A 12,948-nucleotide genomic window follows, 5' to 3' on the forward strand; every position below is an offset into this window, starting at 1 on the left:
CCCGCTCTTCAGTTACTCGCTTAAGTTCTTGCCTGAGGCGCTTTACTTCATGCTGAAGTGCATCGTCCTGCTTACGCTGCGGCTCGGGCTTCTGGTAGCGCTTAACCCAGGCGTAAAGACTATTAGTGGATACACCAAGTCGAGAGGAGACCTCAGATACAGGGTACCCCTGCTCAGTGATCTGTTTTACGGCTTCAATTTTGAATTCTTCAGTGAACGTTTTGACTGACATAAACACTCCTTCATTAGGCCTCCATTATGAGGCAAAAAAGTGTCTACGAAACCCGGGTCTATTCAACTTGTATTAAATTGCCTGATGAAACTGATGAGGCACATAAGTTTGTGAGGGAAGCCGTTCAGGCGTTTCCGGAAGTCTATTTTTCAAGGCTGGTAGTGCTTGGCGAAGGTGATAGCGAAGAGATTGTGCTGCCACGCTTGCTTCAGGCCAAGGGTGCGCCCGTTGATGAATCAGCCATCACGATAGCGCCTTTGGGGGGGCGGCATGTAAACCATTTCTGGCGATTACTTACAGCGTTAAAGATTCCGTTTTTTACACTGCTCGATCTTGATGTAGCCCGCCATGGGGCAGGATGGGGGCGAATTAAGTACGTAAATGACCAGTTTTCCAAACGTCAAAGGCGTTACAAACTTCCTGAATCTCACGGAATTCCAAAATGGGATGATGAAAAACATAAAATTCGGGGCTTCGAACATTATCTCGACATGCTTGAAGAGCGCGGCGTGTTTTTCTCCTACCCGATGGATTTAGACTTTGCAATGTTACTTGCGTACCCAGAAGCCTATAACGTTGAGGAAGAGAAGCCCGACAATGCAACTATAAAAGCTGTTCTTGGAAAAAGTCATTACGATTCATCTCAGTACAGGGATGTTGAATTAGCGCTTTTTAATACCTATCACCAACGTTTCAAGCTCGGCAGTAAACCCGCAGCTCACATTGAGGCGTTAACTCAGCTAAATGATGCTGATCTACTTAAAAGCATGCCAGATTCACTGAACAGGCTGGCTGATGCGGTTATTGCCAAACTCTCGGAACTGCCAGAATGATTACTGTCGAAGAATGGCAGCCCGCAGATGGATTGACGCTGGAACCTAATGCGAAACGTGCAGCGAAAGCGAGTAAACGTTGCCTGGCACTGACTGCCGGACCGGGGGCGGGTAAGACGGAAATGCTTGCACAGCGTGCTGACTTCCTTTTGCGAACAGGAACATGTCGATACCCCAAAAGGATTCTGGCGATCTCATTTAAGGTTGATGCCAGCAGAAACCTTACAGAACGCGTTGAACGCAGGTGTGGACGGGATCTGGCTTCTCGCTTTGACAGTTTTACCTTCCACGCATTTGCCAAGCGCATCATAGATCGATTTAGGCCGGTACTCACGGGAGAATATGCCTTAGATGCTGGTTACACCATTGTAGACAAGAAAAGCGGGGCATCTCGTCACGAAATAGCATTCGGCGATCTGGTTCCCTGTGCAATTAAAATATTGCAAACGTCACAAATAGCCCGAAATGCAATCCGGCAAACTTATAGTGACATTTTCCTTGATGAATTTCAGGACTGCACAAATTTACAATATGACCTAGTAAAGCTCGCTTTTCAGGGAACCAAAATTCGACTGACTGCAGTCGGTGACACAAAACAGAAAATTATGGCTTGGGCAGGTGCTCTGGACGGCATTTTCCAGTCCTTCACAAAGGACTTTAATGCGGTGCCGCTCAACATGTATCGCAATTTCCGCTCAAAACCAACATTGCTACGTGTTCAGAACGAAATTATTCGTAAGTTAGATCCTGACTCTGTAATGCCTGATGATCAACTGAAAGGGGACGAAGGGGAGGTTTTTGCCTTGAAATTTGAAGACAGTCAAACTGAAGCTATCTATCTGGCTGACCTAATTGATGGATGGATAAATAAAGAGCAGCTACCCCCAGCTGAAATTGCAGTCCTGGTTTCAAGGCAACCAGATTTGTATGCTGATCACCTCTTCAGAGAGTTAGAGCAGCGCGGAATTCCCTACCGCAATGAGCAGCAAATGCAGGACATCACGGTCGAACCATTGGCTCGTTTAATCGTTGATTACCTGTCCTGTCTTTATGCGCAGCGGGAACCTAAAGCCTGGATTCGCCTGATGAACCAGCTGGTTCCCTTTGCTGATGAAGAGATTCAGACCAGCGTACGAAAAGGTCTTGATCAACTTATAAGAAAGCATCGTAAGGAAGTGTCTGATGCAAAAAAAACGGAAATGCCCTTTTCTGAATGGTGGAGATTTGGTCGCGCTCTTTTAAAGCATATAGGTTTACAGACGCTTGTTGCATTATCTCCTGATTATGAGTCCCCTGAGCGTCTGAAACAGGTTATTCGCGATGCCAGAGAACGTATCAAAGATTTATTGGAAATCGAATCTGATTTACCCCTCGCATTAAAACGATTTGCAGATGATCAAGCTGTGCGAATTTTGACCATTCACAAAAGCAAAGGATTAGAGTTTGATTCGGTTGTCATCATGGCTGTAGAAAATGAGACTTTCTTTGGTAAAGAAGAAGAAAATCGCTGCGCGTTTTTTGTCGGTGTTTCGCGAGCAAAGAGACGCCTTATTTTAACTCATACGAACAAGCGTGATGAACCGGCTAATGCTAAGCACTGGAAAGTTTTACGGACTGCTCGATTAGAGTATTTTGATTATGTTCTTCCGTTTGTGAGGTAACGGCCAGCCCAAAAATCACTTATAATTCCACAATTATTTTCACATCATTTACTGGGCTAAAAAGCATTAATTTTTACAATTGGCTATTCAAACATCGTTCAATAATCGATGCGGAGTGCCATTTGCAGCGTCCGCTTCTGGCACAGGTTGTGTGAAAACTTTTTTGGCCGCTGAAACTGCCAAAAACAGAGCTGAAAACCGCGCTCATACGTAAAATTCGGCTCTACTAACCAGTCGATCAATTCCAGATTTTGCGTAGACGTGCGCACTTCAGTTTTTGGTCAGGATTTTCACACAGCCTGGGCACACAGCAGAAAACACGTGACGCTCAAGGTCTGCTGAGAGCGAGGAGCGGACCTTACGCATCCCTGCTAACATTGGCTCTGAGCAGTGGGAATTGAACTTAGCGATTCATTGCGAATTCCCTACCGCCTTTGCAGGCAGCCTGATTCACCGTAACTTTTGGATTACTAATCCTAATTAATCTGTCCATTGTTGCCGTAGTGGTGAAAAACATGAAATTTGAAACCGGATTCATGGCCATGAATCACGATCTTGTTCCCCACACAATAATCGTATGAGGTCTTTATGCTGATAGCGCAGGTTTCAGACATTCACGCCTCACCCGAAAATGATCATCTGTTTCGGTTCGACCAGATACTAAATTGGCTTACGCATCTGCAACCGGACGTACTGGTACTTACAGGTGATCTAGCTGATGGGCACTGGCAGGAAGGTTATAAACAGATAGCTGACCGCCTGAATCAGCAAAATTACCCTTCGTTGATCCTGCCGGGTAACTCAGACGACCGCAGTCTGATGCGTTCGGTTTGGGGTGAGAACAGATGGGTGCACAATGCCCAAGGAGAGGCCCTGCACTTAATCCATAACACCAGTGGTCTTCGCCTAATTGGTTGGGATTCGACGATTGACTATAAGGATTACGGCAGTGTGACTGACCATCTGGAATGGTTGGATAATCAACTTAGCGACACAGGCGGCCCTCCGTCATTGCTGTTTATGCACCATCACGTATTTGCATCTGGCATACCGACGCTAGACGAAACGATGTGCAGAGGTCTAACAGAGATGGAAGATTTGATTAGACGCGCCCCGGCCAGACTACTAGCCATTTCTACAGGCCATGTCCACAGACCAATAGCGGGTATGTTTGCGGGCATACCCGCCTACATTTGTGGCTCCGTCTGCCCGGCTAATCCTGTCTGGTTTGGAAAAGTAAACGTTCCTCCTGCAAATGACCCGCCAGCATTGATGATTCACCGCTACGTCAGTAACTCTCTTACCAGCCATCACGTTTGCGTTTAACTGACATACAGAAAACTCATAGATTGCATAGAAAACGACCTGATGAACCCCAGTGATTAACACATCATGATGCAAGGAATCTCCGCTTTTGGCACACAATTGCCTGCATCAGAGCGGGACGGCTAAGCGCGCAGATCTTCATAGGATACGGTGACATGCTCTTGGAAAGCAGGTCTCATAGCTATATTTTCATAGTACGAACGTAGTCTGGGCAAAGGTTTTCGGACTACGTCTATGTCGAAATAGCGGTATAACACATGACCAAACTGGATGTCGGCCAGAGAGAAATTATCGCCAGCCATAAAGCTGTGCTTTTCGAGCTGCGCTTCTGCGATTAAAAGGTTTCTCTCTAAATTCACCATCGCTTCTCTGACTGCATTTTCGTCTCGATTTTCCTCCGGTGTCCGGACAACACGCCAGAACACTGGAGCGGTGAAAGCCGTCGCGACATTAATTTTTGACCATTCAGCCCATCTATCAACGTTAGCTTTTTTCGTGTCATCAGAAGGCCAGAAGCTTTCTGCTCCGTAGCGATTAGCCAAATAACGGAGAATTGCTCCCGTCTCCCACAGAGGCGGAGCAGAGCCATCCTGCAGAACCGGAACGGTCCTGTTTGGGTTAAGTGAGTAGAAAAAATCAGTATCCGTTCCTTTGTACTTATGCCCTACGTCGTGCCTGACATAAGGTAATCCCATTTCTCCAATGCACCACATCAAAGCCTGAACATTCGAAGACGTTTTTCGACCCCATACAGTTAGCATCTGGATTCCTTTTAGGTATGGCGTTGCATCGACCCGTTGAACTCACAGCACGAAGCAGCCCAAGGCAAAGGTCAAGAGCTGCTTTGAGCGAAAAATGGACCTATCGGCTAGCAATTCATCTTATACTGCGAAAACAAGAGCCTGGAACGGACATGGGAGCGCATCCGCTGATGAACCCTTTCACAAGCCCGACGAGGAAAAGCGAATGGTGGTGATACAGTCCACCTCAAACCTTGGATAAATGCCATACTAGATCACACCCCGCCGGTTTCATGCCCATTGAGTGAAGGAGCGAGCTGCATTGAATGCATCACCCCACGACTCGGAAAGTTATCTCATCAGCTTGAGCGGTAAGAAACGCCCTGTCACGGCTCTTGTCATACTTGCCACAGCAGTTGTCTGCCTATTGTTATTGGCATTCGGCTGCGCATTTATTGCAGCATCCCGCACAGCACAACTGAGCGATGCTGAAGTGGCCAACACCAATATTGCTCGCATGATCGCTGTTCAGGTGGAATCTACCCTCAAAACCGCGAGTGTCACCTTGTCTGACCTTTCGGAACGTCTTGAAGTCGACGGCATGGGCTCGCACGAGCTGCACCGGTTGCAGACTCACTTGATTGAAATAGACAAGGCCAGCCCCGAACTCCACGGACTATTCGTCTATGGAGCGGACGGGTCCTGGCTGGCGACGTCATTAAGTCATCCGGTTAAAGGGAATAACTCGGATCGGGAATACTTTTTGTACCACCGCGCTAATCGTAATCTCGCAGTTCATATAGGACCGCCAATTATAAGTAGATCCACCGGGGTTTGGATTATTCCTGTGTCGCGGCGGATTAACCTGCCTGACGGGAGCTTCGGCGGTATTGTTCTCGTCACTCTCAAAATTAATTTTTTTGAACGCATTTTTGACGAAATTGATATTGGTAAAACCGGCACAGTGTTGCTCGCACTTAGCAATGGAACGTTGGTGTACCGGCGGCCCTTTGAAGAACGGCTGGTCGGGACTGATATTTCGAAAGGCCCAGTCATGCAGGCCTTGTCCACGCGTTACGCCGGCTCCTCAATCCTGGTCTCACAGATCGACCGGATCGAACGACTGTACAGTTACCGGCACGTGGACGGCTACCCCTTTGTCGTTGCTGTCGGGCGCACGAAAACAGAATTATTAAGCCAATGGCAGCGTTCGAGCTTTCTTCTTGGGGGAGCCGTATTGGTGATCTGCTCTATGTTCGGATTACTCGCATCAAAGCTGGTCAGGCAAATAAGTATCCGCGACAAGCTTGATAAAAGACTGCGCGCCCGTTCAAATGATCTGAAACAGCACAACATCGGCCTGCAGATACTGGCGAACACAGACAAGCTCACTAACATCGCTAATAGGCTCATGTTCGATGAAATTCTTGATCAGGAATTCAAGCGCGCGCAACGCGGCGATGACAGCCTCTCGCTGATCTTGCTGGATGTAGACTTTTTCAAGAAGTTCAACGACCGCTATGGGCATGTGGCCGGCGACGCCGTTCTTCGCAGCATCGGGCGGATAATGACCGAACAGGTGACCCGCGCCGGCGACCTGGCCGCACGCTATGGTGGTGAAGAGTTCGTCGTTATCTTGCCGAGCACCGGCAGAAATGGTGCGATCGCGGTTGCTGAACGCATTCGCGAGGGGATCCTCGCGTTGACAATTGCCCATTTGGATACTCCATGGGGCAGGGTCAGCGCAAGTTTCGGCGTTACGACTGTTTACCCAGGCCAGCAGCGAGGTTTGCTGCCAGAGGATGTTGTCAATCGCGCCGATCAGCAGCTCTATGAGGCTAAACGTACCGGACGAAACAGAGTATGTGCCGAACGCGCAGTGTAATAAAACGGGCATGACAATGCCTTGTTCATGACCGATAGATGAGTAACCAGCGTTTCACGCGAGCTCTAAGCCAAATTTGTTGGGTTTTGTCTTAATTATCCGTTATAGCATATCCATTTCAGCGCTTACTGCAAATATGGTGTATCCCACAGTTCCACTTAGTCCGTGTTTCCAGCTGGTCTCATTCCTCTTTTGAAATGAAGCATACGGGCCGTATTGTTCTAAAATTTATGGCGGGCCCGCTTCTAATAATCAGTCGGATAAAAAATAAAGACTATTTGTGCGATAGGGGGGAGGCCCTCTAATCGCTCAATAAGGGTGGAGATGAGTAGGTATCCTTAGCTATCAACGCTGAACTGCGCTGGCATAAATTCGCCCAGACGCTGCTTTTGCCGACTACGTTCATCGACATTAGCGGGACTCAGCCATAAGTTCATAGCATTACGCAGTGCAGGCCATTCTTTATCAAGGATAGAATACCAACGGGTATCCCGGCTGTGCCCTTTTGAGACCTGTATTTGTCTCAGCGTGCCTTCATATTGAAACCCCAATCGTTCTGCTGCTTTAATTGCAGTCTCATGAAGACTATCGCATTTCCACGCACATCGTCGGTATTCTAACGTGTCGAAAATATACGATAGCAACAAGGCAAAAGCTTCAGTACTGGATGGTGTACGTTTCATTTGTGGCGTCTAGTTTATCCATCCAATTTCAACGGCACCATTCTCAGGATCTATGCGCTGCAATGCAACAAACCCCATAGCTTTTCAGTAAGTTGATTGATAACACAGAAAAATAATGGGTCTGAACTGTTTGCAAGTGATGTAATCAAATGATCACTTTGGCGAAGAGTAATGGGGCGGTTTATAGGAAAGTATGTCCAGTCTCGGTCATCGTGGATACTATGCCAAGCCTCAAACAATTGCTGACTGTGCCTTAAGGTAATGGGTTCAAGCCGACAATATTTCCCAGAAAGAACATTTTTTGTAGGGCGTTCTCTCATTTTCCACTCGGATAATGATGACCCTAGTGATTTAATTCAGACATTTTTTACCATCCGCATATTCATTTATATAAAAATTTAGTTTGTTTGGGCCGGCAGCCATACACTCGCATCAAGTCCACTGGGAAGTCGCTTCCAGTAATTTCTTACCTCCGCCGTCTGCTTGTGTTGTACTGTCACCTGCGGTGTGGATCCTCATTTGAACTCTGGCAATTAATACCATGAAAAAACCTGCTAATCTTCTTAAACCGCCTTAACTGGATACGGATAATGTTCAATAACCTTAAAGTTTGCCAGTCGGTGCTGAACGCTCTACCTGAGGCTGTGTTCCTCAAAGACAAATATTTTCGGTTGGTTTTTTTAAACCATAAAGCGTCTAAATTGTTCGGTGAGTCGCCCGAGTTATTGATCGGTAAAAAGGGGCTGGAACATCTGGGTTTGCCACTTGCATCTCGCATTCTGGTCCAGGAAAGGCATGTATTGGACACGGGAGAACCAGTTGAATTTGAGGAACAAGTACCCGGTCCTGATAACCAAACCAGAACTTTTGTAATAAGGGCATCCCGGATTATCCTAAATGCTGAATCCTATCTGCTTATCTCACTGAGTGACATTTCTGTACTGCGGCAGGCTGAAGCCCACATGCGTTATCTGGCTTACCACGATCCTTTGACGGGTTTATACAATCGCGCTGCATTCAATGAGAGATTGCAGAATGTACTGCTCCCCCCTACAAAATCTGAACAGCCCGGCGGTGTGCTGATGTTGTTCGATATGGATGGATTTAAAAATGTAAATGACACCTGGGGTCACCAGGCTGGCGATCTTATGTTGTGTGAGTTTGCACGGCAACTTTCCCATTCCACCCCGGAGGACAGTGTTATTGCCCGCCTTGGCGGCGATGAGTTTGCAGTATTATTGGGGTCTCCCTTTTCGCAAGAGGAGGCAGAGTCACTGTGTCAGAAAATAGTCCTGAACACGCGTGCCCCGTTTATCCTTAAGGGGGCACTACCGTACGTTACTGTTTCAGTGGGTATGACCATTATCATGCCATCAGATATCACGGCGGGGGAGTGCCTGAGAAAAGCCGACACAGCCCTCTATGAGGCAAAACGGATGGGTAAAAGCAGGTATTGTGTTTACTCTGAGCTTCTGGATGCAGGTTGGGCAAGAAAACGAAAAATGAAAAAAGCCCTGGCTATGGCTCTGCTCAGTGGACAAGGACTTGACTGCGCATATCAACCCCTTGTTCGCGCGAAAAATGGCGAAATTATAGGTGTTGAAGCTTTGGCTCGCTGGGACGATCCAGAGCTAGGTTCAGTTTCTCCAGTTCAGTTTATCCCTCTTGCAGAAGAATGTGGACTGATTGTGCCCCTGGGCAAGTTTATCCTGAAGAGAGCCTGTCAAGAAATGCTCCCTTGGCATGATTTGTCGGTTTCTGTGAATATTTCGCCTGTACAGCTTTGTGAAAATGACTTTGCCAGTATGATCCTGCAACTGCTGGCAAAGGAGGGTTTTCCACCTCACCGGTTGGAACTGGAGCTAACCGAGACTGCCATTATGAATTCTGATACTCATAGCAAAGAGCAACTGAGTATCCTGCGTCAGCATGGGATAAGAATAGCGCTGGATGACTTTGGTACCGGTTATTCTAGCCTGAGTCTGCTAAAGGATATCATGGTGGACAGCGTCAAGATTGATCGCTCGTTCGTGCAATTCGTAACGCAACTGGAGGGCACAGCAGCAATTGTTACTGCGGTTTCTCTTTTGGGAAACCAACTGGGGCTGCAGGTTATCGCGGAAGGTGTTGAGACCGATGAACAGCGAGATTTTTTGATCGATGCCGGTTGTTCACAGTTACAGGGATATCTTTTCGCCAGACCACTAACAAAAGAAAAACTGGCACAGTTAATCGCCACTACTGATAAGAATCCCACAGTCTAACTGACCTGCTCCCCGTTAATTAATAAGGAATGATGTTAGCAACGTCCGCTCTTGGCACAAAGCTGCCTGTCAGATTAGGTTTGGCCCTATGTCGTAGTTGTGCTAGGTCAAAGGTGAGCTAATATAAATTATCAGTATCTTTCTGAAGCGTCTGAAGGCGTTGTTCTAGGCTATTCAGTCTTTCTTCGAGGTCATGGCTCTGCTGCTCAATATCTTCCATCGTTTCTGACAGAACATCACGCAGCAGCACAAAATTTGCATGTAGGGCATACACAAAATCGTGGCCGCGAACCAGTAATGCTTCGCGCGGTATGTCCTGCAAAGCGGAATGCGTCATCCATGTCACCAGTGCTTTTGCGCTCATTTCGGTCAGTACGTCCGAAAGTAGATCAGTTTCTCTTTTCATTTGGTGTCCTGTCTGTTCTGATTTTGGGTGAGTATTTCGAGGGGTATTATTTCAGGTCGTTGCGCTGCTGGTTGGGTGGGTTGGGACTGTAAGTGATAGAGAAGAACTATATGCCGTGGTCTAAATCGATCCGTTGCAACTCGTCGAGCGTATAGATGCGGAAGACATTCCGGTGGCGGGTTTCCAGCGGAATGTGTTGATGGTTAACGATGACGTGCCGGATGCTGTCAAACAGCCGTTCAAGACCGCGTTTTTTCTGCGGGTCCGGCACGATATAAAAAACGTAAATCCAGTCTTTACGGGTTCGGGCCAGCAAATGGCTGGCGATAATAGACTGATAACGGGCTCTGGTTTTCAGGCGGCGCTCGGTCTCAATGGCGATCACCGTGCTGCCGGGGAGGGTAATCAGACCGTCCGGACGGTGACTGACCTGGTAACGACTGAGGAAGGTTGTGCGATCGCCATTTATCCACCCGGATGCGCCTTTTTGCTCAAGAATGATCCGGGCTGCCTGATTATCAAGGTGATGTTCCAACGTCCAGCCGGTGATTTTTGACGGCTCAAACCGCGCCGGGAAAAGCGCATCGCCGGGGGTTAACACGACGGCCAGTCCGTCACTGGTTATGCCCCACAAAGAAATTTTCATTGTGCGCGATACCAGGACGTGCTTTTGTATTAAGCCCATGCCCTCGACTTTTGAAAGCAGGGAATACAGCGATTTATGGTCTCTGAAGCCGAATAGCAGCATCAGCGTTTTAAAGTCACTGTACGTTTCTTCTTTCAGAAAACTCAGCAGTCGTTGTATTTTTTCACGGTGCCGAGTCTGGCGTTCGCGGTATGCGGTGATAAGCATCATTCCCCCCTTTAAAAATTCAGCAATGACGGGTTTTCCTCTTTATCGGCATTCGGTGTTGTTGTGTCTTTTTCGTCCGTATCAAAAAAAAGATCGGGCCGCGTTGTGGTGATATCCGGCGTTGATGCCGGTCCGGGGGAGGTTTCCTCCTCGCTAAAATCCAGGGTGATGTTTACCGTTGTGGCGGTGGCGGCAATCGCGGGCGACACGGCACAGATCTCCAGTTCGCGTTTTTTCACCCTGATGGGCGAAATCAGAGAAGCAGACGGGAGTGCTTTTGTCGTGAAGATGAAGCTGACAAAATCGGGTAAGTTCAGGATCATATTGCTGTCGGTAAAGAAACGCTCGGCCTGCCTGATGGTGCGTTCATCGTCGATAGTCTCTGTCAGCACGGCGTCGGTTTTCGCTTTGCGGACCTCATCATCGACTAATATCGTGCCGGACATCCTGGCCACCCATTCAGCGGTGTCCGGGTCCATGACCCGATAAACCAGTTTGAATTTGGCGTTTTCAACGACCGCGCCGACAACGGCGTCGCCTTTCAAATCTGCCGGGCAGTCTTTTAAATCGGCAATCGACTGATGGTCCATAATAATATGCACGCCTTTATCGCGTGCCGCGCCTAAGCCTTCCAGCGCCGGTCTGGATAAATGGTATTTCAGCTCGGAAAGATAAATAGCAATGGGGCGGGGGATGTCTTTCACTCGCTCGCGCCTTTCTGCCAGCTGGTACAGGCGAACCAGCAACATGCGCTGCGCGGTAATGATTTTGCTGTTGCGCATTGAGCCAATCACATAGCAGCAACCACCTTCATCAAATATCGTATTAAGCGAAAATCCAGTGGGGGCATTAATGGCATTGAGTAAAGCCAGCTCTTCAATTTTCCCGAAAAAGGCTTTTATCTTATCTGCAATACCCTGAACGTAGTCACCGTTATACACATCCCGAATGGTTGAGGCAGTATTATGGGTGACAAACTGCGCGGCTATTCGGGCCGCTTTCCGGTCATCAATGCGATAAAAGTCAGATTCCTGACCTTTCTCTGCTAGGCTGAACCCGGCAACAAACAATTCTTCCAGTTCATCGGCGGTGATCTCTTCAATCAGGTTAAACTGGTATTGGGGTTTACGCAGGTCAATCAGGGCAAAAGGTTTGCCTGCATCCTCGCAGGCTTTCCGGTAAAGGTGGGGGGCCCATTCATCATCCTTGGGGTCCATCACAAATACCCCTTCACCAGCCAGAATACTTTGGTAAAGCAATATCCCAGTGGCCACCCCTTTACCGGCGCCGGTGGTGCCAATAATATCCGCGTGTTGTTTTTGCCAGTCATTTAACGGCAGGTACATCGGCTGAATATCACGGTCCATGCCGATAAATAACCCGTTGTTAAGGTCGATATAGTCCAGCGGATCATAATGCAGTGTTTCCGGCAGCAGTGATTTCACCGTACGGACATCGGTGCGTAATTCCCGTTCAAGCGTGGTTTTTCTGACGAGGTGTTTCTTTATTTTGTCTAATTCAGGGGTTAATACCCTGCGCAGCAGAATATGCAAAATAAAACCCGTTACGGTAAAAGTAATCAGCACCGGCCATGCCAGAACTGGAATGCTGGCGACTACACGGCCTTTATAAAGCCACTGGAAAATCCAGATAACAACTGGGGCCATCGTACCGGAAAGAAAACACAGCATGGAAAAAGCAATAATCAGCTTTTGCCACACCGGGGCTTTTTGCCGTTCATCGCTTTTCATCGACGCGAAAAACGGCATCGTCAGGCCCGATAACAACGCCAGCATCAGCTGATGCTGTTGCATAAAAGCCATGAAGCTCAGCGCGCCATTCACTATCGGCGACAGTGAAACGGCCAGCTTATTTAAAATCACGATGCCTCCTTCGTCAGCAGTTCGCCCCATGACATCGCCCCATCAATTCGCCCCACGGTGTCGGGCGAAAAGGCGGGGCGAGCGTATGGGGTAAAGAAGGTGGCCGCTGTAGGGCCATGTACAGGGAAGCATGCTTTCCTGCACGACACGGCTTGCGCCAGTACATGCGGGCTGGACGCCCT

General features: G+C 48.2%; 11 protein-coding genes. 5 read left to right on the top strand and 6 right to left on the bottom strand.

The genetic code is table 11. The features are described 5' to 3' along the window. On the bottom strand, nucleotides 1-232 hold a 232-nt coding region (locus tag EAH77_RS20070; RefSeq protein ID WP_140474588.1), incomplete at its 3' end, for a transposase. A 26-nt stretch (nucleotides 233-258) separates the two neighbouring features. Here EAH77_RS20070 and EAH77_RS20075 point away from each other — a divergent pair. The 3 genes from EAH77_RS20075 to EAH77_RS20085 all read left to right on the top strand — a co-directional run bounded on the left by EAH77_RS20075 (nucleotide 259) and on the right by EAH77_RS20085 (nucleotide 4,052). Beyond that, nucleotides 259-1,065, top strand: coding sequence for an ATP-dependent endonuclease (locus tag EAH77_RS20075; protein WP_206664897.1), 807 nt, complete (start codon nucleotides 259-261; stop codon nucleotides 1,063-1,065). Next, complete coding sequence (locus EAH77_RS20080; protein ID WP_050088130.1) at nucleotides 1,062-2,726, top strand: UvrD-helicase domain-containing protein; 1,665 nt, start codon at nucleotides 1,062-1,064, stop codon at nucleotides 2,724-2,726. Before EAH77_RS20075 ends, EAH77_RS20080 begins: the two co-directional genes overlap by 4 nt. Before the next feature lie 588 nt (nucleotides 2,727-3,314). Next, the gene (locus tag EAH77_RS20085) at nucleotides 3,315-4,052 is read left to right on the top strand and encodes a metallophosphoesterase (protein ID WP_140474589.1); all 738 of its coding nucleotides are present in this window, start codon (nucleotides 3,315-3,317) and stop codon (nucleotides 4,050-4,052) included. Nucleotides 4,053-4,174: 122 nt separating this feature from the next. On the opposite strand, the gene EAH77_RS20090 is transcribed toward EAH77_RS20085, so the two are convergent. After that, nucleotides 4,175-4,813: a glutathione S-transferase family protein gene (locus EAH77_RS20090; protein WP_140474590.1), complete on the bottom strand. Its 639-nt coding sequence runs from the start codon at nucleotides 4,811-4,813 to the stop codon at nucleotides 4,175-4,177. Between the two features lie 301 nt (nucleotides 4,814-5,114). Here EAH77_RS20090 and EAH77_RS20095 point away from each other — a divergent pair, with 301 nt between their 5' ends. Next, nucleotides 5,115-6,677: a sensor domain-containing diguanylate cyclase gene (locus EAH77_RS20095; protein ID WP_140474591.1), complete on the top strand. Its 1,563-nt coding sequence runs from the start codon at nucleotides 5,115-5,117 to the stop codon at nucleotides 6,675-6,677. 338 nt (nucleotides 6,678-7,015) lie between these two features. Here EAH77_RS20095 and EAH77_RS25595 read toward each other — a convergent pair whose 3' ends face one another. After that, nucleotides 7,016-7,360, bottom strand: a complete 345-nt coding sequence (locus EAH77_RS25595) for a GNAT family N-acetyltransferase (protein WP_241673501.1) — start codon at nucleotides 7,358-7,360, stop codon at nucleotides 7,016-7,018. Between the two features lie 590 nt (nucleotides 7,361-7,950). Between EAH77_RS25595 and EAH77_RS20105 the strand changes: the two genes are divergently transcribed. After that, nucleotides 7,951-9,624 (top strand): sensor domain-containing protein, encoded by a 1,674-nt coding sequence (locus EAH77_RS20105; protein WP_140474592.1) that lies wholly within the window; start codon nucleotides 7,951-7,953, stop codon nucleotides 9,622-9,624. Between the two features lie 118 nt (nucleotides 9,625-9,742). On the opposite strand, the gene EAH77_RS20110 is transcribed toward EAH77_RS20105, so the two are convergent. The 3 genes from EAH77_RS20110 to EAH77_RS20120 form a co-directional block, all read right to left on the bottom strand. Beyond that, nucleotides 9,743-10,030: a hypothetical protein gene (locus tag EAH77_RS20110; RefSeq protein WP_140474593.1), complete on the bottom strand. Its 288-nt coding sequence runs from the start codon at nucleotides 10,028-10,030 to the stop codon at nucleotides 9,743-9,745. Between the two features lie 106 nt (nucleotides 10,031-10,136). Beyond that, the gene (gene mobC / locus EAH77_RS20115; protein WP_140474696.1) at nucleotides 10,137-10,883 is read right to left on the bottom strand and encodes a MobC family replication-relaxation protein; all 747 of its coding nucleotides are present in this window, start codon (nucleotides 10,881-10,883) and stop codon (nucleotides 10,137-10,139) included. Nucleotides 10,884-10,894: 11 nt separating this feature from the next. Then, the gene (locus EAH77_RS20120; RefSeq protein ID WP_140474594.1) at nucleotides 10,895-12,766 is read right to left on the bottom strand and encodes a type IV secretory system conjugative DNA transfer family protein; all 1,872 of its coding nucleotides are present in this window, start codon (nucleotides 12,764-12,766) and stop codon (nucleotides 10,895-10,897) included. Between the last annotated feature and the right edge of the window lie 182 nt (nucleotides 12,767-12,948).

The organism is Ewingella americana, from assembly GCF_006438725.1.
GTDB classification, from domain to species: Bacteria; Pseudomonadota; Gammaproteobacteria; order Enterobacterales; family Enterobacteriaceae; genus Ewingella; species Ewingella americana_A.

Bases quoted from the DNA above. Each gene is read 5' to 3' on its own strand.
- EAH77_RS20075 (WP_206664897.1), top strand. From the start codon at position 259: ATGAGGCAAAAAAGTGTCTACGAAACCCGGGTCTATTCAACTTGTATT.
- EAH77_RS20105 (WP_140474592.1), top strand. From the start codon at position 7,951: ATGTTCAATAACCTTAAAGTTTGCCAGTCGGTGCTGAACGCTCTACCT.
- EAH77_RS20090 (WP_140474590.1), bottom strand. From the start codon at position 4,813: ATGCTAACTGTATGGGGTCGAAAAACGTCTTCGAATGTTCAGGCTTTG.
- EAH77_RS25595 (WP_241673501.1), bottom strand. From the start codon at position 7,360: ATGAAACGTACACCATCCAGTACTGAAGCTTTTGCCTTGTTGCTATCG.
- mobC (WP_140474696.1), bottom strand. From the start codon at position 10,883: ATGCTTATCACCGCATACCGCGAACGCCAGACTCGGCACCGTGAAAAA.
- EAH77_RS20085 (WP_140474589.1), top strand. From the start codon at position 3,315: ATGCTGATAGCGCAGGTTTCAGACATTCACGCCTCACCCGAAAATGAT.
- EAH77_RS20110 (WP_140474593.1), bottom strand. From the start codon at position 10,030: ATGAAAAGAGAAACTGATCTACTTTCGGACGTACTGACCGAAATGAGC.
- EAH77_RS20080 (WP_050088130.1), top strand. From the start codon at position 1,062: ATGATTACTGTCGAAGAATGGCAGCCCGCAGATGGATTGACGCTGGAA.